General features: G+C 46.8%; 23 protein-coding genes, 1 tRNA gene, 3 pseudogenes and 1 riboswitch. Of the genes and pseudogenes, 5 read left to right on the plus strand and 22 right to left on the minus strand.

The window, feature by feature from the left end:
• Positions 1-11 precede the first annotated feature (11 nt).
• The 4 genes from V7126_RS09465 to queG all read right to left on the minus strand — a co-directional run bounded on the left by V7126_RS09465 (position 12) and on the right by queG (position 3404).
• Complete coding sequence (locus V7126_RS09465) at positions 12-626, minus strand: YhbD family protein (RefSeq protein WP_046132976.1); 615 nt, start codon at positions 624-626, stop codon at positions 12-14.
• A 98-nt stretch (positions 627-724) separates the two neighbouring features.
• Entirely contained in the window at positions 725-1207 is a 483-nt protein-coding gene (gene trmL, locus V7126_RS09470; RefSeq protein WP_175076773.1) for a tRNA (uridine(34)/cytosine(34)/5-carboxymethylaminomethyluridine(34)-2'-O)-methyltransferase TrmL, read from the minus strand.
• 38 nt (positions 1208-1245) lie between these two features.
• Positions 1246-2151, minus strand: a complete 906-nt coding sequence (locus V7126_RS09475; protein WP_046132974.1) for an amidase domain-containing protein — start codon at positions 2149-2151, stop codon at positions 1246-1248.
• A gap of 104 nt (positions 2152-2255) precedes the next feature.
• The gene (gene queG, locus V7126_RS09480) at positions 2256-3404 is read right to left on the minus strand and encodes a tRNA epoxyqueuosine(34) reductase QueG (protein WP_046132973.1); all 1149 of its coding nucleotides are present in this window, start codon (positions 3402-3404) and stop codon (positions 2256-2258) included.
• Between the two features lie 84 nt (positions 3405-3488).
• Between queG and V7126_RS09485 the strand changes: the two genes are divergently transcribed.
• Positions 3489-4118 (plus strand): B3/B4 domain-containing protein, encoded by a 630-nt coding sequence (locus V7126_RS09485; RefSeq protein ID WP_335497555.1) that lies wholly within the window; start codon positions 3489-3491, stop codon positions 4116-4118.
• 95 nt (positions 4119-4213) lie between these two features.
• Here the strand turns inward: V7126_RS09485 and V7126_RS09490 are convergent.
• From V7126_RS09490 to V7126_RS09520, 7 genes are all read right to left on the minus strand, one after another.
• Positions 4214-4287: transfer RNA gene (locus V7126_RS09490), tRNA-Gly, on the minus strand.
• Positions 4288-4424: 137 nt separating this feature from the next.
• On the minus strand, positions 4425-4694 hold the full coding sequence (gene rpsN / locus V7126_RS09495; RefSeq protein ID WP_046132971.1) for a 30S ribosomal protein S14: 270 nt from the start codon (positions 4692-4694) through the stop codon (positions 4425-4427).
• Positions 4695-4800: 106 nt separating this feature from the next.
• Positions 4801-5079, minus strand: a complete 279-nt coding sequence (locus V7126_RS09500) for a hypothetical protein (protein WP_046132970.1) — start codon at positions 5077-5079, stop codon at positions 4801-4803.
• On the minus strand, positions 5076-5966 hold the full coding sequence (locus V7126_RS09505) for a PqqD family protein (RefSeq protein ID WP_065894211.1): 891 nt from the start codon (positions 5964-5966) through the stop codon (positions 5076-5078). Before V7126_RS09505 ends, V7126_RS09500 begins: the two co-directional genes overlap by 4 nt.
• Positions 5956-7425 carry a hypothetical protein gene (locus V7126_RS09510; RefSeq protein ID WP_052948588.1) on the minus strand — a complete coding sequence of 490 codons (1470 nt, stop codon included), beginning with the start codon at positions 7423-7425 and terminating at the stop codon, positions 5956-5958. The genes V7126_RS09505 and V7126_RS09510 overlap by 11 nt, the downstream gene beginning before the upstream one ends.
• A complete protein-coding gene (locus tag V7126_RS09515; protein ID WP_046132969.1) occupies positions 7391-8137 on the minus strand; it encodes an ABC transporter ATP-binding protein in 747 nt (248 codons plus the stop codon). Before V7126_RS09515 ends, V7126_RS09510 begins: the two co-directional genes overlap by 35 nt.
• 108 nt (positions 8138-8245) lie before the next feature.
• Positions 8246-8458: a hypothetical protein gene (locus V7126_RS09520; protein ID WP_046132968.1), complete on the minus strand. Its 213-nt coding sequence runs from the start codon at positions 8456-8458 to the stop codon at positions 8246-8248.
• Between the two features lie 539 nt (positions 8459-8997).
• Here V7126_RS09520 and V7126_RS09525 point away from each other — a divergent pair.
• Positions 8998-9201 carry a helix-turn-helix transcriptional regulator gene (locus tag V7126_RS09525; RefSeq protein ID WP_046132967.1) on the plus strand — a complete coding sequence of 68 codons (204 nt, stop codon included), beginning with the start codon at positions 8998-9000 and terminating at the stop codon, positions 9199-9201.
• A pseudogene (locus tag V7126_RS09530) lies at positions 9198-9655 on the plus strand (hypothetical protein). The gene V7126_RS09525 and the pseudogene V7126_RS09530 overlap by 4 nt, the downstream one beginning before the upstream one ends.
• Positions 9656-9687: 32 nt before the next feature.
• On the opposite strand, the gene ssuD reads toward V7126_RS09530, so the two are convergent.
• The 5 genes from ssuD to thiC form a co-directional block, all read right to left on the minus strand.
• Positions 9688-10818, minus strand: a complete 1131-nt coding sequence (ssuD, locus tag V7126_RS09535; protein ID WP_046132965.1) for an FMNH2-dependent alkanesulfonate monooxygenase — start codon at positions 10816-10818, stop codon at positions 9688-9690.
• Positions 10819-10831: 13 nt separating this feature from the next.
• Complete coding sequence (locus V7126_RS09540) at positions 10832-11668, minus strand: ABC transporter permease (RefSeq protein WP_046132964.1); 837 nt, start codon at positions 11666-11668, stop codon at positions 10832-10834.
• A complete protein-coding gene (locus V7126_RS09545) occupies positions 11665-12651 on the minus strand; it encodes an aliphatic sulfonate ABC transporter substrate-binding protein (protein ID WP_175076726.1) in 987 nt (328 codons plus the stop codon). Before V7126_RS09545 ends, V7126_RS09540 begins: the two co-directional genes overlap by 4 nt.
• 21 nt (positions 12652-12672) lie before the next feature.
• On the minus strand, positions 12673-13440 hold the full coding sequence (locus V7126_RS09550; RefSeq protein WP_046132962.1) for an ABC transporter ATP-binding protein: 768 nt from the start codon (positions 13438-13440) through the stop codon (positions 12673-12675).
• Between the two features lie 203 nt (positions 13441-13643).
• Positions 13644-15419, minus strand: a complete 1776-nt coding sequence (gene thiC, locus V7126_RS09555; protein WP_175076727.1) for a phosphomethylpyrimidine synthase ThiC — start codon at positions 15417-15419, stop codon at positions 13644-13646.
• A gap of 143 nt (positions 15420-15562) precedes the next feature.
• Positions 15563-15674, minus strand: a riboswitch (TPP riboswitch).
• Between the two features lie 129 nt (positions 15675-15803).
• Between thiC and V7126_RS09560 the strand changes: the two genes are divergently transcribed.
• The gene (locus tag V7126_RS09560; RefSeq protein WP_046132961.1) at positions 15804-16580 is read left to right on the plus strand and encodes a sporulation protein; all 777 of its coding nucleotides are present in this window, start codon (positions 15804-15806) and stop codon (positions 16578-16580) included.
• 34 nt (positions 16581-16614) lie between these two features.
• On the opposite strand, the gene aroD is transcribed toward V7126_RS09560, so the two are convergent.
• Both aroD and V7126_RS09570 read right to left on the minus strand, forming a co-directional pair.
• Positions 16615-17376, minus strand: coding sequence for a type I 3-dehydroquinate dehydratase (gene aroD / locus V7126_RS09565; protein WP_046132994.1), 762 nt, complete (start codon positions 17374-17376; stop codon positions 16615-16617).
• Between the two features lie 110 nt (positions 17377-17486).
• The gene (locus V7126_RS09570; RefSeq protein ID WP_046132960.1) at positions 17487-18056 is read right to left on the minus strand and encodes a TetR/AcrR family transcriptional regulator; all 570 of its coding nucleotides are present in this window, start codon (positions 18054-18056) and stop codon (positions 17487-17489) included.
• Between the two features lie 109 nt (positions 18057-18165).
• Between V7126_RS09570 and V7126_RS09575 the strand changes: the two genes are divergently transcribed.
• Entirely contained in the window at positions 18166-18681 is a 516-nt protein-coding gene (locus V7126_RS09575) for an HXXEE domain-containing protein (protein ID WP_216899516.1), read from the plus strand.
• 146 nt (positions 18682-18827) lie between these two features.
• On the opposite strand, the gene V7126_RS09580 is transcribed toward V7126_RS09575, so the two are convergent.
• The 4 genes and pseudogenes from V7126_RS09580 to V7126_RS09595 form a co-directional block, all read right to left on the minus strand.
• Positions 18828-19067, minus strand: a complete 240-nt coding sequence (locus V7126_RS09580; RefSeq protein WP_335497556.1) for a hypothetical protein — start codon at positions 19065-19067, stop codon at positions 18828-18830.
• A gap of 301 nt (positions 19068-19368) precedes the next feature.
• Positions 19369-20693, minus strand: a pseudogene (locus V7126_RS09585) (TGS domain-containing protein).
• Between the two features lie 702 nt (positions 20694-21395).
• Entirely contained in the window at positions 21396-21851 is a 456-nt protein-coding gene (locus V7126_RS09590; RefSeq protein ID WP_335497557.1) for an SHOCT domain-containing protein, read from the minus strand.
• Between the two features lie 127 nt (positions 21852-21978).
• Positions 21979-22424 (minus strand): annotated as a pseudogene (locus V7126_RS09595) (phage tail tape measure protein); the annotation flags it as partial.

A 22424-nucleotide genomic window follows, 5' to 3' on the forward strand; every position in this document is an offset into this window, starting at 1 on the left:
CTTTTCCTCCATTACACCAATTTTGTCTTCAATTCTTCCCCGGCTTCTGCGAGGCTGATAGTAGCAACCACTTTCACCGCCTGTTCAAAGACGGCTTCTCCCTCGGCAATCAAGCATGTGGCAATGCCGAGCTTCCTCAGCACGATCAGCCTGCCGCGTTCAGGGCGCGCCCCGGAGAGCATCACCTCAAGAACCATTTTCCCTTCCTCAAGACTGATGTCTCCCGATTGAAGCAATCCTTCCAGCACATATAGCGCAAGCACTTCCTCCAATCGAAATGAGTCATCTCGTTTATCAGCATTCTCTTCAAAAAATGACATGACAGGCTCTGATATCAGCCCTTTTTCAAGCAGCTCGCTGCGGCTGATCTCCAGTTGATCGAGCTTCGGAGAAAACATTTCCGCCATTTCATCAAGAGACAGATTCTCTTTCATGCTTTGAATTTTTTTGATTCTTTTCAGTATGTCTTCTTTTGGAAAAAACGTTTCCTGACCGGTAAAGGTAGATTTTCGGATAAACCAGTCCTCGGGTATTAAATTTTTCCGTTTCCATCTGTACAGCTGCCCGTAGGAAATCGATGTTGCATCAAGCAGCTCTTTTTTTGAAATTAAATCTTCCCGGGCCATTTGCTTCACTCCTTCCGCTTCATTGTAACATAACACTGTTACGTTTCAAACAAAAAAAACCGTCCCCCTTCTTTTATGGGGGACGGAAATGTCATCCATTATGTTAAATCTCTGTAGTTTTGCTGCCTAAGCGCCTCATACACAAGGATTGCGGCTGTATTTGACAAATTCAATGATCTGACGTGCTCTGTCATCGGCAGACGCAGGCAGCGGTCCATGTTTTGTTCGATCAGATCTTTCGGAAGACCGTTCGTTTCTCTGCCGAATACGAAAAAATAATCCTCGTTTTGATCTGAATAGTCGAATGATGTGTGCGGTTTTTGGCCGAACTTTGTAATAAAGAAAAATTTCCCTTCAGGATGAGCCTCAAACAGCTCTTCTAATGAGTCATGATAGACGATATTGACGAACTCCCAATAGTCTAGCCCTGCTCGCTTAAGCATTTTATCATCTGTTGAAAAGCCGAGCGGCCTGATCAAATGAAGAGTTGTGTCTGTTGCTGCACAAGTTCGTGCGATATTTCCTGTATTCGCAGGAATTTCGGGTTGATATAATACGACATGCAATGCCAAAATGTTCACCTCTGTTTTTCTGAATCCGATGTTTATTATACCACTCATTACGCTTTTGTCGTATCATCCGCAATATGAAAAAACGCATAACGGATCGACGGAGTGTACGCGGGGGAATCTTCGTATGACCAGTATCTCATCCGGCAGTCATGGGTCTGGGCGTTTACAAGCGGCATGTTGCCTTTATCCTTCGCGGTCACGATTGCCACGTGGTCAAACCTTCCGTCACCGTTGAAATCGTAGCAGATGACATCGCCTTCCGTCAGCTCTTCGGCTGCGCCCGTTTGAATTGCGCGGAGACCTGCCTTTGACCGCTTCAAAAATGTTCTGAGCGAATGGGCGACGGTCCAGCTGTAGCTCCACGAATGATTCTGCATCCACCATCCTGTGCCTCTGTTCGGATAGCCGCGCATCGGCGCATCTCCGGCGCGGATGCATTGGGAGATAAAATTTGTGCAATTGTCTTCAAAATTTTTATAAGCCGGATTCCGCTTATTCCAATATGTTTCGGCGTAGCGGACGGCAGACAGCCTGTCATAGGTGAACGCCCGCCCCAATAGTTCGCGTTCTTCGGAATCGGCGCAGGACTCATTATCAGAAACCGGCTGAACGGACGGACGGGGAATTTCCGTATCCTTGATCACCATTTGGCCATATAAAAGAGCGGTCCGTTTTTCGATTTGTTCTTCCATATACATATCATCCCCATCTTTGCACAAGTATGCCGCATGGGATTGATAATTGACATGCGCCGTTCCGTCATCTTCAAGCCAATGATCTTTGATCGCCGTCTTCATCTTGGCTTTGACGATTTTGACTCCGCGCTTTTCAAAGAGCTTCTTTTTCCGTTCAATGACTTCGGCTTCACCGGCGTCACGCCAGCTTCGATGATCATTGCCGTTGATTAAATAGTCCAGCCTTGCCTTCAACAGCTGTTCGATAATCTCTTTCAAAGGCTACACCACCATATGTTTGATGATCGAAAAATACCCGCCTTCCAAAACGGAAGAACAAGCGGTTTTTCGTTCCTGCTACAAAACATATGTCAGGACAGCCCTCATTTAGTCATGGCGGTTTCTGTTAAAAGCCGAATGCCTTTTTGGATTTCCGCTTTTGCTTCGTCATCCTCTTCGCGGGACAGCGCTTTTTCAAGCTCCTCAAGCATATCCGCTTCCCCGATCTTTCCGATTGCCCATGCCGCAGTTCCCCTGATGACGGGACGCGGATCTTGATGCATAAGAGAAACGAGCTCAGGAAGTGCGCCCGTTTCCTTAAAGTGGGCAAGAGCGATGATCGCGTTGCGCTGAATCGGTTTTTTCCCCCTCCAGGAACCTGCGATATGGCCGAATTTTTCTTTGAACTCTCGGTTCGAGATCGTAAGCAGAGGCTTTAAAAGCGGCTTGGCAATCTCCGGATCGGGCTCCATTTCAGGGTGAAGGTGAAAGTCCACGCCTTTGTTTTTCGGGCAAACCATCTGGCACGTATCACACCCGTAGATCCGGTTGCCGATTTTCGTGCGGAACTCATCAGGCAGAAAACCTTTCGTCTGCGTCTGGAAAGAGATGCAGCGCTGGGAGTTGAGCTGTCCGGGATTGACAAGCGCACCGGTCGGGCAAGCTTCAATGCATTTGTTGCATGAACCGCATTGATCCTCTATTCTCTCATCAGGTTCAAACGGTATATTGGTGATCATCTCTGCCAAATAAACGTATGAGCCGAACTCGGGGGTGATGATCATGCAGTTTTTTCCGCTCCAGCCGATGCCGGCCCGTTCGGCGACAGCCCGGTCTGAAAGCTCACCTGTATCAACCATCGATTTCGTTCTGACATCTTCATGCTGCGACTGCAGAAATTCTTCGAGCTGATCAAGCTTTTCCCGCAGCACGTGGTGGTAGTCTTTTCCCCAGGAAGCTCTGCAAAAAATGCCCCTCCGGTCCCCTTTTACGCTCCTTGGCGCATTTTTCATTTTTGAAGGGTATGCGAGCGCAATTGCGATGATCGATTTCGCCTTCGGCAATAGGAGCTGCGGATTTGTCCGCTTTTCAAGATCAGGCTCTTCAAATCCGGACTCATATCCAAGCTTTCTGTTTTCGATTAAACGCTCTTTTAACGTTTCGAATGTATCAGCGCTGGCAAAGCGTATCTTATCGATTCCGATTTGCTGCGCGAATTCAATCACATCTTCTTTAAGCTGTTTCACGTTCATAACGGATAAACCTCCTTTCTTTGTTTTGATTTTCAGTAGCTGTATAATACAAGTGTACCATGACGAAGGGAGTTAAAGTCCGATATGGAAATCAACCTGCAAATCGCCCCCGCTGTTTTAGAGCGCGTCCCCTCCTTTAAGGTCGGCGCTGTTTTATATAAAAGAATTGAAATCGCAGACTCGCCGCAAATGCTAAAAGGCCGGCTGCGCCTGTTTCAGGAATCGCTGTTTTTTGATTATGCCGACAGGGATCTCTCCGATGAGCCTGCAATCAAAGAATGGCAGGAGACCGTTGCCTTAATTGACCCGTCTTATACCGGCCGGCAAACAAGCCTTGAACGGCTGCTGACGGACATCAAGCACCAGCAATACATACCCTCCGCCGATTCGGCATCGGATTTAAGCCGTTTTTTCTCGCTTAAATATTCTGTTCCGGTTCATATTTATGACGCCCGGATGCTAAAAGGTCCGATCCGTATCGGGATCGGCGGAAAAGAAGATATCCTTCTTGTCTCCGGCGAATCCGGTACGTTCGGATCCCTTTCAGATCAGATCAACCGCTGCCCCGTCAAGCCGGGGACGAAGGATGCCCTTCAGCTCGTTTTTTTCAGGCCTTCCACCTCAAAAGACGAAGCCATCCGGCTGCTAGAAGCTTTGACAAAAATGTTTGAACAGATTCACGGCGGAGAACATATATCCGCTGTCATTCCTTAACACCTGCTTTCCGGAAGCAGGTTTTTTCATACATGAAAAAACGCAATGCTTCGTTTAATCTGAGAAACGAAACACTGCGTTATAAACAGTATGTATGGAGCGGGTGATGGGAATCGAACCCACGACATCAGCTTGGAAGGCTGAGGTTTTACCACTAAACTACACCCGCGCAATCTATTCAAAACCGTTCATCGTTTTGACTTTTATAATGTTACACGTTTATTAAATTTTCGTCAAGGGGATATTAAAAATTTGTCGAAAAAAAGCGCCGAAAAAATCGGCGCCTTTTTTTTAGTATCGGGCTTTTTACCAGCTCGATTTTTTCACTCCCGGAATTTGTCCTTTGTGAGCCAATTCCCGAAACGCAATCCGCGACATGTTGAATGTTCTCATATATCCTCTCGGCCTTCCGGTCAGCCCGCAGCGGTTATGCAGCCTTGACGGCGCTGAATCGCGCGGAAGCCGGCTGAGCGCTCTGTAGTCGCCTTTTTCTTTCAGTTCTTTTCTGATGGCCGAGTATCGCTCTACAAGTTGTTGCCGTTTCTTTTCCTTGGCGATTTTCGATTTTTTCGCCACTCTTTACCCTCCAGTCATAAATCGTAATTATTACGTTTTGAATATATCATACATTTCCTGATGCCCGCAAATAAAAAAGCCTGCATAAAGCAAGCCTGATGAGATATTATTTCTTTTTTTTTCCATAAAAAGAGGATATGACAGCCGTTATGATAAAGATGCCGATAAATAGTCCGATCATAATGAAGAAAAAATTCGGCTTCACCTTCAGCGAAAAAGCCGACTCGCTCTCCATCACAATAGACAGACTGTTAAACAAAATACCGGTATTCGTTTGACTAGAAAAAAGGTGGTAGAACAAAAGAGCAGCAGCAACCATCGGAAATGCCAGGAAGCTTGAGAAACTGGCAAATATGAGTCCCTGCTTTAAAGAATTTGCATTCATGATGATTTCCCTCCAATTCCCCTGATCATCAGCTGTTTCATTATCGATTTGCCATCCCCCATAAACGGAAGCAGATAGATCATATGCAGAGCATAGGTCGCAAAGAACAGGAGTATGCCCGCTGACACCATGTTTTCCCGCAGGCAAAGGATCGTAAACAGCACGCCGGCCACTCCCAAAATCCCCGGAACGAGCGGACCGAGCACCGTTATCCAAATCATTTTTTTCCTGTACGGAGAAACCGCCGGCCTGACAAATTTTACGGACATCATGTCAGCCGCCAAAAATCCCCCCGGCCCCTGTTTTCCGACGAACCTCCTGTGCACGGTTCCATGCACCGTCTCATGCAATACCGTTCCCGAAATTAATCCGGCATAGATGATAGAAAAATAAACGGCGATGTTGACAATCGACTGATCGGGAACCGCAATATAAGCTGCAATCGACAGTACCAAAAAGAGAAACCAGAATAAAATAATTTTCCTTGAAATAATATGAAGACATGTTATGTAAAGAAACAAAAATGAATCAGAACGGCCTGAAAACCTTTCCCTGTAGCCGGGGCGGTACTGACTCAAAAACTGTTGAAAAAACCCGCCATATTTCCAATTGATCAGATACCGGCGGTTAAGTCCTGTCAACAATTCGTGCAAATCTTTTTGCAGTACCGATTCGCTGATGCGAAAAACACCCGCAAGGCCGGCTGCAATCTCCGCTTCATCCTTTTTTCCGTCGATTTCTTTCAGCATGCGGTAGGCTGTCGGATTGATCGGAAAATCGGCGCCAAGGTCATGATCTGAAATGTATTTTTCATTAAGCGTCACATGCTCCGGAAAATAGGGAATTTTTTTTACCGCAAAATATGTTTTCAGCATATTAATGATCATAATGGTACCTCCATTTAAACCCGCCGTGCATGAGCAGGATTAACAACATTTCCAGAAACGGGACGAAAAACAACAAGCCCTGCCCCAATATCTTCTCTATTACGTAATTTCCTATAAAAAACAGCGGAATCAAAAAGAGAAGGAGCATCCCGAACGAGAAGATTCCCATATACGGATTATTTCGGTCAAGCGGAAACATGATGCCTGCTAGATAAAAGACCGCAATCGAATTGAGAAGGACGGCCATCGTCTTCCAAAAGACCGCGAAGCTGTCCGGAAAGGTCCAGGTCAACAGGGAAAACATGCATAGCTGCACAAGCCCCAGCGCACACAATCCGAGATATTTCGACCATAAAACCGTTGTCATTTTCAGATGAAGCGCCTTGTACACCGTCATCATCCGCTTATCATTGCCAAAGGAATTGAACGCCGCGATTCCGGTCACGCCGCCAAGAACGATGTAGCTCTCCCCGGTAAACCCGACCTGGAATTTGTATTTTAAAAAGCAGAACGCCAAAAGCAGAAAAATGAAGTTCAGCACGTTTTCCTCGTTCCTGGCTTGTGATTTGATTTCTTTCACCGCCAGCGCCAACGGTTTTGCCGACGGCATTTTCAAAAACGAAAACAGCTTAGACGATCTTTTTTCGGTGAGAATCGGCACAAGATTCAGCGACAAAAAAGAGGCTGATACGGCGGCTGCCATTACAGTCAAAATCGCTGCAGCACCAAAGCCCGCTTCCTGACCGTTCATAAGCTGAAACAACGGTACTGCAAAATACGCCAAGTTGTAATCAAAGGACAGATAGGCGTTTTGAATCCTTTCCACATCAAAGCTGGACAGACCGTAATACACGGCCAGCGCGATGAGCGCAAACAGCGAAAAAAATTTTTGCAGCGGAAAACCGAATGCTAAAATGACGATGTTCGCAAGGTTGTATACAAGATGCAAAATCGAGAAGAAAAAAATGATTTGCAAAAACAGCGCCGCAAAAAACGCAGCCGTAAATCGAATTCCTGCACCGCTGGCAATAAAATTTGGCACGAGCAAAATAAACATGATAAATAAGACCAGGCACGCAACTGCTCCGGCAAATGGAATAAAGTAACCGAGACTTCTCTGAAAGGGCGTCAGCGGAAACCAGCTCAGCTGCATCGAGAAACTGTTCTGCTCAGGCGTCCGTACCTTGAACAAAATAAAGAAGACAAACGTAAAAATCGAGACGTTCATCAGCATTGAAATGACGAACAATCCGAGCGGGCCCTCGTCGCCGTTTAAAAACGAGCTTAAAAACATCCCGGTGAAGCTATATCCGACCAAGCCCCCTACTCCGATTGCCATAAGCAGAAAAGATAAGGCCAGCATTTTTTTCGTACCGGTGTTTAACAGCTTGTTTATTTCCTTTTGCCACATTTTCAGCATCATCTTAGAAATTTCGAATGATTTGATCAAAATGCGCACCCCTATCACTCAGCATAGAAGCTTTTAAAAATACTTCTTCAAGCGAATCGCTGTTATATTTAAGCTTTAATTCGCCTACCTTTCCTTCATCCATTTTGACTCCTTTTGAAAGGATGGCGATTTTATCACACAGCTCTTCAGCTGAAAGCATGTCGTGCGTCGATAGCAGAATCGATCCCCGGGTTGCGGTATAGCGCTTCATCAGTTTTTTCGTATTGATGACCGCTTCAATATCAAGCCCCCGAAACGGTTCATCCATGATGACAAACTCGCTGTCCAGCATAAAAGCCGAAATCAGCTGCGTCTTTTTTTTCATTCCGTGGGAATACGTTTCAATCGGCTCGTGCAGAGCCTCCTCCATGTCATAGAGTTCAATTAATTGTTTCCTCCTTTTCTTTGATGTACAATGATACATTGAGGAAACAAAATCCATATATTCGGCAGCGGAAAGGGCTTCCGGCAGCAGCAGGTCATCGGGAACATAGGCGAGCTTTTGCTTAAATTCTGCCGTCTCGTTCGACAGACCGTCCAAAATAATGGTTCCTTCACTGGGCTTTATGATGCCCAAAATTGAATTGATGATAGTCGTTTTCCCGGAACCGTTCGGACCTGCTATCGCGACAATTTGATTTCTATCAATCTTTATATGAAACCCGCTTACGGCAGTCACATTGTTTTTATATGTTTTAGACAGGTGATCGATTGTAAACATAATGCCTCCAGGGTAATGATAGATGGTAGAAGGACTTAACCGCCCCCCACAGACGGTTAAGCCCTTGTTATGATATGTCTCGATGTATACAGATGACCCTAAGTATAGCTATTTCTTACACTCAATTTTAACCTCAAGTCCGTTGACCCATTTGACGGCTCCCGTGAAGCTGCCGTTTCCGTTGGCCACGCACCATACCGCTGCGCCGAGAACAATCGTTGCGCCCAGTGCCAGCAATACTGCAATAAACACTAGAAACCATGCTTGATCTTCGATCGCAGGACTTACGGAATAATCAACCTGCGGTGCTGCGTATGTCATTTTTCCCCCTCCTTTCTATCAAGTACCCACAGAGTAACATATCCAAAATCATACTGAAATCTATGAATTTTACTATTCTTCAAATATTACATTCCAACTATTTATTTAATTTTTTTTCAGATCCTTCTATCTATTTTCCCACTCATTTTCGCATGGAATCGGCTTTTTCTTCCGCCTTCATTCATTCCTTCCCTGAAATTGATCACTTTTTCCCATTCCCTCCATTTCTCCGGCTTTTTTTGAACGACAGTGTTAAACTTGCCCTTTATGACAAAAGAACCAAGATAAAAGATTTATCTATCCTCGAAATGCAAAGCTTAAAACAACCATAAAGCCCCTTTTTTAGAAGTACGGAATAGTCCAATTTGATTGTTCCATTTTTGTCAATTTTATGTATAAATTAAAATGTTGTAGAGGACAAATCGTCGTTTCTAGCCCAAAAGATCTTGATTGCTTTGTAAAAAGAAATTAACATTATGTTAAGTTGATTTAACAATATATCAAATATACTATATAAACAAAGAATTGCAGGTGGTACCATGAATAACAAGGTCAGGGAACTGAGAGCGAGGTACGGGTATTCACAGGAAGCTCTCGCAAAAGCGGTTGGAGTGACGAGGCAGACCGTTGCGGCTATCGAAAAAGGCAATTACATACCGTCTCTCCTGTTAGGATTAAAGATTTGCGAAGTATTTCAATTAAAAATGGAAGACGTTTTTTGGTTGGAGGAGGATATAAGATGAGTATGAAAACGAGAACTTTTTTTCACATCCTTCTGTTCGGACTTGCCTGCTGGACGTTTATTTGGTTTTTCATGCTGCGGAGCAGATTGCCGGCATTCTGAAAACGGGCGGGGCAGACTTGCATGTTGTGCTGAATCTTATTCCGATTCTGCTGTTTGTTTTCGTACTGGCGATTTATTCATACTTGGAAAAAAGGGGGAACTCCCGCAGGCATAGCCTTCTTCTCATACCGGATGAATTTAAAGAGCAGGATGAAAGGGAACAAATGATCACCGCCAAAGCTTGCAGAACCTCTTATATCGTCCTGTATGTGGCGATGCCCGCCGCGGCGCTTTTATTGATCTTTTATCCGTTTTTCCAGGCGAAAATGCCGTACTTCCCGATCATCGTCATCTTTGTATTAATTACGATTCAGCATCTGTCATACATGCTTTCCTTTCATAAGCACAAATAAAAAAACTCCAGAACGCCTGGAGTTTTTTTCGTTTACAGCGTTTTTTCCTTATGCGTTGACGGAAAGTGGTCATTTCCGATGACTTCGCCTGACGCTTCTCTTTCAAGTTTCGTCCGAAACGGAAGGAGCGGAAAGACCTTTTCGGCAAAATGATACGCTTCTTCAAGATGGGGGTAGCCCGAGAAGATAAATGACTCGATCCCGAGATCGGCATATTCTTTTATCCGGCGGGCGACCGTTTCCGGATCGCCTACAAGCGCCGTGCCGGCTCCGCCTCTGACAAGTCCGATGCCGGCCCAAAGATTCGGGCTGATTTCCAGCTTGCTTCTCTTCCCTTGATGAAGCTCAACCATTCTCTTTTGCCCTGATGAATCCATCCGCTTCATCGCATTTTGGGCCGCCGTGATCGTGTCGTCATCAAGATGGCTGATCAGTTTATTTGCTGCCTGCCACGCCTCTTTTTCCGTTTCCCGGACGATGACATGCAGCCTGATACCGAAACGGACGGTTCTTCCTTCTTTTTCAGCCAGCCTTTTGACGGATTCAATCTTTTCTTTGACGAGAAAGGGCGGCTCTCCCCACGTTAAATAGACATCCGCGTGTCTGGCGGCCGTCTCCTGGCCCGCTTTTGAAGATCCGCCAAAATAGATCGGCGGATGCGGCTCTTGAACCGGCGGGAAGAGGAGTCTGCCGTTTTCGGTCTTCAAGTGCTTTCCCCTGTAGCTGACAGTCCCGCCTTTTAAAAGCGAACGCCAGATGTCGAGAAATTCATTTGTCGCTTCATACCGTTCATCATGGCCGATAAACAGACCGTCTCCCGCCAGTTCATACGGGTCCCCGCCGGCGACCACATTAATAAGGAGCCTGCCGTCAGCAAGACGGTCGAATGTGGATGACATTCGCGCGGCAACCGACGGCTGCATCAAACCCGGTCTGACAGCGACCAGAAATTTCAGGTCTCTCGTGACCGCCGCTAAAGCGGCAGCCGTAATCCACGGGTCTTCGCACGATTTTCCCGTCGGCAAAAGAACCCCCGTATATCCCAGCCTGTCAGCCGCCTGAGCCACCTGCTTGAAATACGTATGGTCGGCCGCTCTGCCTCCTGTGTTTGTGCCGAGATAACGTCCATCACCATGAGTTGGAATAAACCATAAAATTTCCAAACCGATCTCCCCTTTACTTTTGATTTCCTTGATAGCTGTTTCTCCAGCCCAGGCACTTCCTTTCCAACACTCTGACGAATGAATCCGTCAACTTTCCGACGGCTGCAAAAATCAAAATCCCGACAAACACCTTATCGGTTTGCGAAAACTGTCTGGCATCCATGATCATATATCCGATTCCCGCGCTTGATCCCATCAGCTCGGCAACGACTAGTCCGAGCCACGATACGCCGAGCGACAGGCGGATTCCTAAAAGGATGTTCGGAAGCGATGCAGGGAGAATGAGCTTTGTCACCTGCTTCAGCCAATGAAACTCCAATACCCTTGCCACATCGAACAGCTTTGAATCGACGCCCCTGATCCCCGAAAATGTATTGATATACACCGGGAAGAAGGCGCCAAGAGCGATCAGCAGCACCTTTGACAGCTCGTCAAAGCCGAACCATAAGATAAACAGCGGCGTGACGGCGAGATGCGGAACGGTCCTCAGCATTTGCAGAGACGGATCGAGATAATCCTCGGCTATTTTGGAGAATCCGGTGACCAGCCCGAACAGGAGCCCGAGTCCTGCCCCCAGGAAAAAACCGAGCGCGGCGCGCTGAATGCTGATGCCTAAGTGAGCAAAAAATTCTCCCGATGCGATAAGGTCCCGGAAGGTCAGCAATATGTCAAAAGGCGCCGGAAGCACGGTCTTTGAGATGAGCTCCAATGCTCCGACAAGCTGCCATAATAAAATGATGATGACTGGCAATACCAATCCTTTTCCCCAGGCAAGCCGAAAAGCGGCAGGCTTATGTTTGGCGCCTGTTTTCGGCCCGACTGCGGCGGTGTTTGGTGAAACTGCCCTCATTCGTCGTCTCCTCCTTTGAGCACTTTTTTCATAAACGAGTTGTCAACCACTTCTTTTACATCAATCTGTTTGTTGATCGCTTTTAACTCGTATTGAAAATCGGCAGTTTCCTGCTGCGTTTGAATGATGCGGTCTGTGATCGGTTCGTTTAACGGTTCCGTGTTATTCAGCACGTTTTCTACGACCTCTTTGTCGATGCCTTTGATTTTCGAATAGGTTTCAACCGCTTCTTTTTTATGGGCTTTCTGCCACTTCACGGCTTTGTCGTACACCTTCAGAAAACGGACGACCTCTTCTGGATGCTGTTCGGCAAATTCGCTCCGAACAAGCGTAAAACCCGGGGAATACCGGTCAATTTGTTCACCGTCTACCAATATCTCAGCATCGCTTTTGATTGTTTTAAGGGACAAAAACGGCTCCCAAATCGACCACGCGTCAATCGCCCCGCTGTCAAATGCAGGCATAGCCTCGTCAGGCTGAAGCTGGATGATGTTCACGTCGGAAGGCTTCAAACCGGCCTTATCGATCACTTTATAAAGAAAATCGAATCCGCTGCTTCCTTTTGCGACAGCCACCTTCTTTCCTTTCAAATCCTTGATGTCAGTGATGCCGCTCCCTTTTTTGACAAGGATGCCGTTCGCTTTTAAGCCGTCTTGTGAGAGGCCGATTTCCTTAAAATCGATGCCTGCCGCCTGTCCTGCGATCACCGGCGAATTGCCGACCTGGGAAAAATCGAGTTTGTCCGCGGCGATTCCTTCAAACTGCGGCGGACCGCTTTGGAACTCCGTCCATTTCACTTTGATTCCATCTCTGGCAAACTCTTTTTCAAACCAGCCTTTTTCTTTCGCAAGCAGCAGCGGGCTCAAGCTTTGCTGCACCCCGATGTTAATCACTTCCAAATCCTTGCCGCTTCCGTTTGATCCTGCTGCTGAACAGCCTGCAAGCAGCAGGCAGCCCAGTACATACAACGCCCATTTTTTCATCCGTTTCCGCTCCTTTCTGCTTTAAATCCCCGAGCCTTCTTGAAAGCTGAATTCTTCCGTTTTCTCAAATTCTTTCAGCACTTTTTGCCTGATTGACTGAAAAACAGGAGATGTTCTGCTGCGCGGAAATGGCAGATCAACCGGAAGCAGTTTATGAATTCTCCCCGGCTTTGCGGTGAAGACCGCGATCCGGTTGGCTAAATAAACGGATTCGTCGAGATCATGGGTGACAAGGATCATCGTCATTTTCTTCTCTCTCCAAATGTCTGCCAGCACATCCTGCAGATGCTTTCTCGTAAAGGCGTCCAAGGCGCCGAAAGGTTCATCAAGCAATAAAATCTCGGGTTCCCGCAAGAGTGCCCTGGCTATCGCGACCCTTTGCGACATTCCCCCGGACAGCTCGCGCGGATACAGTTTCTCCGCGCCTTTCAGCCGTACCGTTTCAATCAATTCATCGACTTTTTTGCGTACCGATGGTTCTTTCAGGCTTAAATCTGCGGCGATATTTTGCTCAACCGTCATCCACGGAAAAAGCCGATGCTCTTGAAATATAAAGCCTTGCTGAATCCCCGGACCTTTGATCTCTCTGCCGTTCATGCTGATTCGCCCTTCATAATCCCCGTCAAGCCCTGCAACGATTTTTAAGAGCGTGCTTTTTCCGCACCCGCTTGGTCCGATGACAGTCAGGAATTCACCGTTTTCGACCGCTAGCTTCACGTCTCGAAGCACGCTCGTTTTACGGCCGCCGTATACAAACGCTTTTTCGTTAACACGGATTGATAAAGACATCTTGTTCCCCTTTCTTTGCCATTATGAAAATAAAAAGCTCTTATCCCAAATTGAGATAAGAGCCTTCGGTTGACCGATCAGCGCTGATGGAATGTTCCGAAATATTAAATAACATACTAATTCATATTATTCCGACCTGTCAACCCTATATTATAAAAAAACAGATGAAAGGTTCCCCTTTCATCTATCTGTATTGCCCGTCTTTAATTGTAAATGTTACCGCCTGCTTTTTTAAATTCCTTCGCCTTCTCTTTCAGTCCTTTTTGAATAGCCTTTTCTTCAGCAAGGTTGTTTTCCTTGGCATAGTCGCGAATATCCTGGGAAATTCTCATGCTGCAAAACTTCGGCCCGCACATCGAACAAAAATGCGCCGTTTTTGCGCCTTCAGCCGGCAAGGTTTCATCATGGAATTCAAGCGCTCTTTCCGGATCAAGCGACAGGTTGAACTGATCTCTCCAGCGGAATTCAAAGCGCGCCTTTGACAGCGCATCATCGCGGAGTTGCGCACCGGGATGGCCTTTAGCGAGATCAGCCGCATGAGCCGCGATTTTGTATGTGATGACGCCTTCGCGGACATCGTCTTTATTCGGCAGTCCCAAATGTTCTTTCGGCGTCACATAGCAAAGCATGGCCGTGCCGTACCAGCCGATCATCGCCGCTCCGATCGCAGACGTAATATGGTCATAGCCCGGCGCGATATCGGTTGTCAGCGGCCCCAGCGTATAAAACGGCGCTTCCTTGCAAATCTCCATTTGCCTGTCGACGTTTTCTTTGATTTTATTCATCGGCACATGCCCCGGCCCTTCGATCATCACCTGAACATCGTGCTTCCAAGCGATCTCCGTCAGCTCGCCAAGCGTTTCCAATTCGGCAAATTGCGCTTCATCATTCGAATCCGCAATCGAGCCCGGACGAAGGCCGTCTCCCAGCGAAAATGCGATATCATACGTTTTCATAATCTCGCAAATCTCCTCAAAATGCGTGTACAAAAAGCTTTCTTCATGGTGCGCCAGACACCACTGCGCCATGATTGCCCCGCCTCGGGATACGATTCCGGTGACGCGCTTCGCCGTTAACGGCACATACCTGAGAAGGACGCCGGCATGAATCGTAAAATAATCGACACCTTGTTCAGCCTGTTCGATCAATGTGTCGCGGTAAATCTCCCATGTCAAATCTTCGGCCACTCCGTTGACCTTTTCGAGCGCCTGGTAAATCGGCACAGTGCCGACGGGGACGGGACAGTTGCGGATGATCCATTCCCTTGTCGTATGGATATCCTTTCCTGTGGATAAGTCCATCATCGTGTCTGCTCCCCAGCGGATCGCCCATGTCATTTTCTCCACTTCTTCTTCAATTGAGGAGGTGACGGCTGAATTGCCGATGTTTGCGTTTATTTTTACGTGGAAGTTCCGTCCGATAATCATCGGTTCGCTTTCCGGGTGGTTAATATTTGACGGAATGATCGCCCGGCCGCTGGCCACTTCTTCCCGGACGAATTCGGGAGACACATGCTCGCGGATCGCGATGAATTCCATTTCAGGCGTAATGATCCCCTTTCTTGCGTAATGCAGCTGGGTGACATTTTGCCCCTTTTTCGCACGCAGCGGTTTTCGTTTCAGGCCTGGATAGCTGTGATTTGCTTTCTCTTTGCTTTTATAGCCGTTATCCTCCGGCTTTACTTCTCTGCCTTCATATGTCTCGGTATCGCCGCGTTCTCTGATCCAGGACGCCCGCAAAGGCTTCAGCCCCTTCTGAATATCAACCTTCGCATTGGCGTCTGTATAAGGACCGCTCGTATCGTATACGCGGACAGGCCGATTTTCTTCTTCTCCAAATGATCCTGTTGTAGGACTTAAAGAAATTTCTCTCATCGGCACTTGAATGTCAGGACGCGATCCTTCGACATACACTTTTCGGCTTCCTGAAAAACTTGACATCATCGCGATGTTTTTTTGCTGTACTGACTCATGTTTCATGTGAAAATCCTTCCCCTCTTTAAAAATGATCAGGACGAAACTCCAGAACAGCACCAGCACAAAAAAACCAGGCACATTGTTCATGAACCTGGTTTAAAGTCAGTAAAATCGGCAGATGACCGCATCGCAGCCGGACATCCCTATCCTTCATCTTTTTACTTCCCCACGCTGGTACGAACCAGATCAGGTCCAAAGGGTTAAGAAACGCAAGTTGTTTCTCTCTCAGCCCTCAACAGGGCACCCCTAGTAAAGCTATTATATTCGTTTCTAATAGTAACACATCGATTTGACAGTGAAAATCATTCAGAAATAAATGAATCCTTTTGACTATAAACAGCGTATAAAAATTGCTTTTATTTCAGGATAAAAGGAGAAGATCGAAACATGTCACTGTTTAAAAAGCTTGCGGCAAGCGCAGGCATCGGAGCGGCAAAGGTCAATACGATTTTGGAGAAAAATGAATATCTGCCGGGTGAGAAAGTGAACGGAAGCGTTCTTGTAAAAGGCGGCAACACCGAACAGCACATCAGGTACATTGAATTATTGCTGGAGACCGAATACGCCATCGTAAAGGATGATAAAAAAGAATGGAAAACCGTCACCATGGAATCCCGCAGGGTAACGGAATCATTCACCATCAGCCCGGGGAAAGAAAGGCGCTTTCCTTTTTCATTCATCATGCCGCTTGATGCGCCGATGACGATGAAAGGGACGCGCGTTTTCTTATTGACAGACCTGGACATTCAAGGCGGCATCGATAAATCGGACGAAGACCCGATTGCCGTCAAACCGCACCCGTGGATCAAATCTGTGCTGGAAGCTATGGGAGACCTCGGATTCAGGCTTCAAGAGGCTGATTGTGAACATGCGCCATACTTTAACAGGCGGATGCCTTTCGTTCAGGAATTCGAATTTGTACCGGTCTCGCAAAATTACCGCCGACTGTTTGACGAATTAGAGCTCGTATTTCTTCTTGAAGATAACGGGTTGGACGTCATCATCGAAGTCGACCGCCGCGCCAGAGGATTGCGGGGCTGGCTGGAGGAAATGTATAACGAAGGCGAAAAGCTCGTCCGCGTCCGTTTTGACGAATCACAACTTAAAAATAGAGAAGAGCTGAAAACATCGCTTCAGGCGATCATTGAGCAGTACGCCGGATAAAAGGAGAAGGAGCCGCTCCGGCTCCTTCCTTTATTCATATATTTCGATGCAGCACGTCAAGGATCTGTTTCAGATCCCCGGCCGCAATTTGGCCAGGTGCGGATGCCTTTCTGGCCGCTCCGAAAGTCATCGCTGATCCAAATAACTCTCCGGCCAGCCGGCTGATCACGCCTTTTCCGGCCATCGACATCGTAATGATCGGGCCCTCCGCGTACCGCTCATACATCGTATGAGTCGCCTCAAGCAATGTCAGCACATCTGCCGCCGTTTCAGGCATCACCGCAATCTTGGGCAAATCGGCTCCCAGCTCCTGCGCTCTGCGCAGCCGGGACACGATCTCTTCCGCTCTTGGCGTTTTTTCGAAATCGTGGTTGGATATAATGACGAAAACATGATGCATATGAGCCGCTTCAACCAGTTTTTTTACATCCTGCTCTTCATTGAACAGCTCAACATCAATCACATCTGCCAGCCCTGTTTTGGCAACGGCATGATTTAAAGAAAAATAAAATTCCTTGCTGACTTCTTTTTCGCCGCCTTCCTCTATGCTGCGGAACGTAAAGATCAGCGGAATGTCTTGCAATATGGCACGGATTTCAGCCAGCGCTTCTATCACTTTTTCAACGTCTTCCACATTCTCAAAAAAATCCGCCCGCCACTCGACAAGATCCGGATCGACAGACTGCAGAAAAGCAGCTTCTTCTTTCAATTGTTCCAGCGTTTCTCCAACAAGCGGCACGCAAATTTTCGGAGCTCCCTCTCCGATTGTCACCCCTCTGATCTTCACCGTATTCATCAACGGCCTCAACTCCTGTTCTATATATCACAATGTTCTTTGCATTAACGGTACCGGAGATTGGTCATAAGCGCAAGCAGAAATTAAACCACTCGTATACCAACACGAGATCACCTTTCGATAGCTTGTTTATTTAAAAATGAATCTACGATCCCTTGCAGAATATCACTCATTTCTTCAGGCGATTCTTTCCTGCCTCTCTCAAACCATTTTGAAAGGATATTCCAAAAACCCCCGGAACTAAATGCAAGCCCATACTCCAAACTGATTTGATTTTTAAAATGAAAGGTGTCTTCTTTAAACTTTTCATGAAGAGCCGGTAATAATTCATTATATTTCTCAACGACCAAATAAAACAAATGATTCTGATGAAGGGCTTGTAAAAAATCGGCATGTCTGCTCCAAAAGTTGAAGTATGCATGCCCAAGACTAGATAAGTCGATATGTTTTTCCTGAACAATGTAATTGGAATATTCACTGCAAAGCTGCTCAAAATAGCGGTCTAATATATCTTTTTTTGATTGGAAATGCCGATAAAACGTTCTTCTGTCAAGCTGTGCTTTTTCCGCTATCTCCGTAATGGTAATGTCAGAAAAGCTTTTTTCCTTCATTAGCTCCAGCAGTGAATGCGTCAGCCAGCTTTTAGATTGCTGTGCTGTTTTTGAGGGCATTTGATTCATGTTCTCGCTCCTGTCTCACTTTTTATTGCGATGTAGCACTTTTCGTTGTCTTATTGACTTTATTTATGATGAAATGTCACAATTGTGGCACATAAAAGGGGGAATGTAAATGGATAAGATGCAATTGATTGCCTGGCTGCTGCCGACATTATTTATACTGCATGATTTTGAAGAGATGGTGATGGTTGAGGCATGGGGCAAAAGGTATCAGAGCAAACTGAACCAATTGAAAAGAGCGCCATTCGGTCATTCCACGACTGCTTCTTTTGTTTGCGCCGTACTTGAAGAATTTATATTAGCTGTTGTTGTAACGATCGCCAGCATTTATTTTAATCAATACATTGTCTGGTTTGGCTTCTTTTTTGCCTTTACTGTTCATTTTCTTGTTCACATCGTCCTATGGTTGACATTTAAACATTATGTACCAGGTATACTGACTGCAATCCTTATGCTGCCGTTTTGTTGCTATCTGCTGATTGTTGCAGCGGAAATAGAGACATTCAGTTTCTCTTCAATGGTCTTATCGGGCATAGCCGGAATGCTTATCACCTTTTTAAACCTTATGTTTCTGCATAAAAAGATGGGACTTATTCAAAAAAAGCTTGAAACATATGCCCGAATATGAAAGTCAATAAAACAAACGGACGTCCCCGCTGTGTAAAGATAAGAAGTGTGTTTGTCTCACAGTCTCTTAAAGGGTCAATTTTAATTCTGTTCTTTCCACTTTTCTGCGTTTCATTCCTTCGCGTGCAAGTTACCGGAGGATGCCTCCTATTGCGGAAGCTTGAATGTAGCATGAAGCGTTCGTTTCTCTGTCATTGAAGCCACATGTTTGTCCAGCTTCATCTTTTGAGCTTTCTTTAGATTTGGCGCCTTTACTTTTGTCTGCTGACCGGACGCCACCCCCTTGGATGCCTGCGCCACAGCAACGCCTGGGGTTATCGCTCCCAGCAGCATCGCAAGTGATAAAACCAACATTAGACAATACTTTGTGAACGATTTTTTTAACATAGAAAATGCCATCCCCATTTCTTTTAGTGCATGATCATTTCAAGTTGTAAAAAGCAAATCCAAGGGTGAGCGGTTCTAGCAGGTCTATGCTTCTTCATTACGTTTATGAATAACATAAACCTGAGAGAACCTTGGGTTCTGTATTTCAGCAGGCTTACAACTTCCTTTTACTTTGTACATGAACTCATCCGCCGCGTACTCCGATACATCCTGCAGTTTCCGCTTATAAGACTTAACCTGAAGGAGCTGTCAGCTCAGACGTTTCCTTCAGGCAATACTTCGACATGTTAAAGACGACCGCCTACCTCGGTGTCGTCGGTCCAGTGACAGGCCCCAAGGCGCTGAATATCCGGTCAAAGCGTCGCATCGCTGTCTCGAGCGGACCGGCAGGGAGCCGTGCAATCAGCCACCCTGTCACCGTCGTCACGGCTGCGACGAGCAGATCACCGAATGGAAGTGCCCCGATATCATACTGGGCCCCCGAGATTTCAAGAGCCCATATGACAACAAACTGAGCTACATACATCGTCAACGCTACACGTCCGACTCCAGCGAACGCCTTTAACACGGCAGTGGTCTTCTGCTGCACGAGACATACCAATCCAAGCACCAGAAATGCGGCCCCTAGCCCCAGCATCGTCAGGAAAGTTGACGCACTGTGCGGAGCTATCGAAAGAAGATTGTGCCACAGTGGCGGTGTCACGTTGTGCGGCCAGATAGCATACTGATCCGGCTCGGCGACGGCGGTGCCTTGAACACTTACGAGCCACTCTTCAAAGGAACGGCTCAGCCCTGGAAGAACGAAAGCGCCCAGGAGCTTAGAGACTGTGAGCATGATTGCGCCGCTGCCCGCGAGCCAGAGTGCGGTACGCATCTTGGTAAGATCAAAGCGCCCGATCGCCATACCGGCGACGAAAGCGGGTGCAAGTGCGAGCGCGGACATCGGGCCGCCTGCAATATCACGAAGTAAGAAAGCTCCAGACAGGACGCTTCCTCCGAGAATCATCAGAGGTGGGCTCACTATAATCAAAGCTGCTGCTTTCGCAACGAGCACACGCGTCGAACGGCGAACCAGCACCAACGCCAGCACGAACAGTGCAGCATAAGCGGCAAAATCACCCCGAACGGAGTATTCAGCATGATGAGTAGATATCCTATAATATCGATAAATACCGCGCGGGCAAGCATCCGCGTCCGGAATGCAGTCGGCTCCGCTCCCCGATCCATTATGCGCCCGGCCATGATCGAGTAAGAGATGCCGCCGCAAAGCACAAATAACAGCGTCGTATTCCCGGAAACGATTGAAGCGTTCGTTTCGTTCAGGGCGAAGTGCTGTAAATACATTCCTATGACCGCCAATCCCCGCGCTGCATCAAGCGCCACAAGACGCCTTGCCCCCCGCGAATTTCCCAGTACGGTCTTCTGCCCTTCAGCTGAGTCCCGGGTGACGATTTCAACGTGCGCACCGTCCTGAAGCGGAGTTGATAAATCGACCAGCTTTCCGTTTAATTTGCCTGCAACCGCATTTTCCAGTCCTCCGCTAATAGAAGCCGCGACATCCTCGATGCTTGCTTCCTCTTCAAATTCTCTGACAGATCCGTCAGCCAGTTTAATGCTGATTGACAACTTCTATTCCTCCTCAAAAGATTAATGCTTTACCTGATCCATTGTTCCTTTTCCTATATTTAGATGAGATCTTGCTGTATTCCAAGATAGCGGGCAGATGTCGCTAAAGTTTGATCAACTTGTAAACAAAACGTAAAAAGGTCATAACTGTCAGAGGATAAGAACATATACATTAGGTATCCAAAATTTGTGCCGAGCTTCAATTCTTAAAACAAATAAAAGCACCTTGTCAGTGACAGGTGCCTGGTCCTTGTTAAAAGTGATCATTTGATTGGAGGGATTTCAATGAGGAGATCGTCAAACAAGAGCTGAACTGCTTAAACGTTATGAACCATTCATGGTGCAATTAATGAAGACTACAATACACCCTTGACGGTTCGCCGCTTTAATAAGGAATAAATAAAAAGAGCGTTCCTTTAATAAGGAACGCTCTTTCATCGCTTGGCAATACGATGTTTAGTGATACCGGTGGTCGGGGTCGAACCGACACTCCCGAAGGAACACGATTTTGAGTCGTGCAAAAACCTCATAGTTCCTCCGAAAGGCACACGGTCATTTATTCCGAACGTTTAGGCGATAGTTTGGCGCACTATCACTTTCCTTATCGCCTATGATACCCAAACTTCCGCGGTCTGGCAAGCGTTGCTATGCGTAAATTAACGAAAAAAAAACGCCCCATACGATTAAGGACAGGGCGGTATGTTATTTCGCTTCGAGTATTTCCCGTATTTTCTTCTCGTATTCCTCTTCCGTTATGGCTCCCGATTCTTTTAGCGCGACCCATTTCATAAGCTCGTCGGCATCGCTCGTCGTAGACGCAGGCGAAGAGGACTGCGCTTCCTCTATGTATTGATCGATCAACTCTTTGCATTTTAAGAAATCCGGATATTGTTTTTTCCCTATCATCAGCGTATTTTCGTTCTTGGCCGCGTCAATTACCCATTTTCCTGACGCTTCCTTGCTGCCGCTGAATATAAACGAAATATAGCCGGCGAGTATTTTACCAGGCTTTTTCATTTCGACAGCGGAGATCGATTTTATTTGGATTTCTTTTTCTTTGCCCCCGTGGTATGTTCCGCGTTTGTGTTTAATGATTACCTTTGACCGCGAAACCGTGATCGATCCCGTGTTAGATTCAAAAGTTTTCCCTTCCTCCATTTTATCGCCCCCTAAAAGTTCCTATATCCTTTATATCGGTTATACGTACTACTGCGCAAGGGGTTTCCGGATTTTTTAAAACGAAGGCAAAAGGCGGCATGCCGCCGCCCTCCCTCGCATTCAATGTTTAGTCACCTCGCATATAGTTTGTAATCGTTATTTTCTTGCCTTGTTCGGCGCTGACTGCGCTCTCTGTCATACGGCCAAGCTCTTCGCTATCAACCACGAAAACAGATTCGATAACAATCGGCTGCTGTTGTTTCGGATCTACTCCGTTTCCGGACTCAACCGCGTATTTAACCGTTCCGAGTGTTCCTCCGGCAAGCGCCATGCTCGGATTGACAGCGTAAGATTGCGGATTGATTAGCGCAGCATTTGCCATTTCGTTTGCAGCCGCTTTGACAACGCCAATATTGCGCTCGATACCTAACGCAAGCCCCATCGGAAGGAATTTACCGATTTCATCACGGAATAGACGTGACGGCGAGTGAATTCCGAAGAAGGATTTAAAGGAGTCCGTAACGCTGTCTACAAATCCGCCTATTTGGGTATTGAGCCACCCTTTCATCGAAT

Source organism: Bacillus sp. JJ675 (assembly GCF_036963165.1).
In the GTDB taxonomy this organism is placed as follows: Bacteria; Bacillota; Bacilli; order Bacillales; family Bacillaceae; genus Bacillus; species Bacillus glycinifermentans.

Excerpts from the sequence above, each read along its gene's own strand:
- V7126_RS09465 (WP_046132976.1), bottom strand. The coding sequence starts at position 626 with ATGGCCCGGGAAGATTTAATTTCAAAAAAAGAGCTGCTTGATGCAACA.
- queG (WP_046132973.1), bottom strand. The coding sequence starts at position 3,404 with ATGAACGTGAAACAGCTTAAAGAAGATGTGATTGAATTCGCGCAGCAA.
- V7126_RS09485 (WP_335497555.1), top strand. The coding sequence starts at position 3,489 with ATGGAAATCAACCTGCAAATCGCCCCCGCTGTTTTAGAGCGCGTCCCC.
- V7126_RS09500 (WP_046132970.1), bottom strand. The coding sequence starts at position 5,079 with ATGAATGCAAATTCTTTAAAGCAGGGACTCATATTTGCCAGTTTCTCA.
- V7126_RS09505 (WP_065894211.1), bottom strand. The coding sequence starts at position 5,966 with ATGATCATTAATATGCTGAAAACATATTTTGCGGTAAAAAAAATTCCC.
- V7126_RS09515 (WP_046132969.1), bottom strand. The coding sequence starts at position 8,137 with ATGTTTACAATCGATCACCTGTCTAAAACATATAAAAACAATGTGACT.
- V7126_RS09520 (WP_046132968.1), bottom strand. The coding sequence starts at position 8,458 with ATGACATACGCAGCACCGCAGGTTGATTATTCCGTAAGTCCTGCGATC.
- V7126_RS09525 (WP_046132967.1), top strand. The coding sequence starts at position 8,998 with ATGAATAACAAGGTCAGGGAACTGAGAGCGAGGTACGGGTATTCACAG.
- V7126_RS09540 (WP_046132964.1), bottom strand. The coding sequence starts at position 11,668 with ATGAGGGCAGTTTCACCAAACACCGCCGCAGTCGGGCCGAAAACAGGC.
- V7126_RS09545 (WP_175076726.1), bottom strand. The coding sequence starts at position 12,651 with ATGAAAAAATGGGCGTTGTATGTACTGGGCTGCCTGCTGCTTGCAGGC.
- V7126_RS09550 (WP_046132962.1), bottom strand. The coding sequence starts at position 13,440 with ATGTCTTTATCAATCCGTGTTAACGAAAAAGCGTTTGTATACGGCGGC.
- thiC (WP_175076727.1), bottom strand. The coding sequence starts at position 15,419 with ATGAAACATGAGTCAGTACAGCAAAAAAACATCGCGATGATGTCAAGT.
- V7126_RS09560 (WP_046132961.1), top strand. The coding sequence starts at position 15,804 with ATGTCACTGTTTAAAAAGCTTGCGGCAAGCGCAGGCATCGGAGCGGCA.
- aroD (WP_046132994.1), bottom strand. The coding sequence starts at position 17,376 with ATGAATACGGTGAAGATCAGAGGGGTGACAATCGGAGAGGGAGCTCCG.
- V7126_RS09570 (WP_046132960.1), bottom strand. The coding sequence starts at position 18,056 with ATGAATCAAATGCCCTCAAAAACAGCACAGCAATCTAAAAGCTGGCTG.
- V7126_RS09575 (WP_216899516.1), top strand. The coding sequence starts at position 18,166 with ATGGATAAGATGCAATTGATTGCCTGGCTGCTGCCGACATTATTTATA.
- V7126_RS09580 (WP_335497556.1), bottom strand. The coding sequence starts at position 19,067 with ATGTTAAAAAAATCGTTCACAAAGTATTGTCTAATGTTGGTTTTATCA.
- V7126_RS09590 (WP_335497557.1), bottom strand. The coding sequence starts at position 21,851 with ATGGAGGAAGGGAAAACTTTTGAATCTAACACGGGATCGATCACGGTT.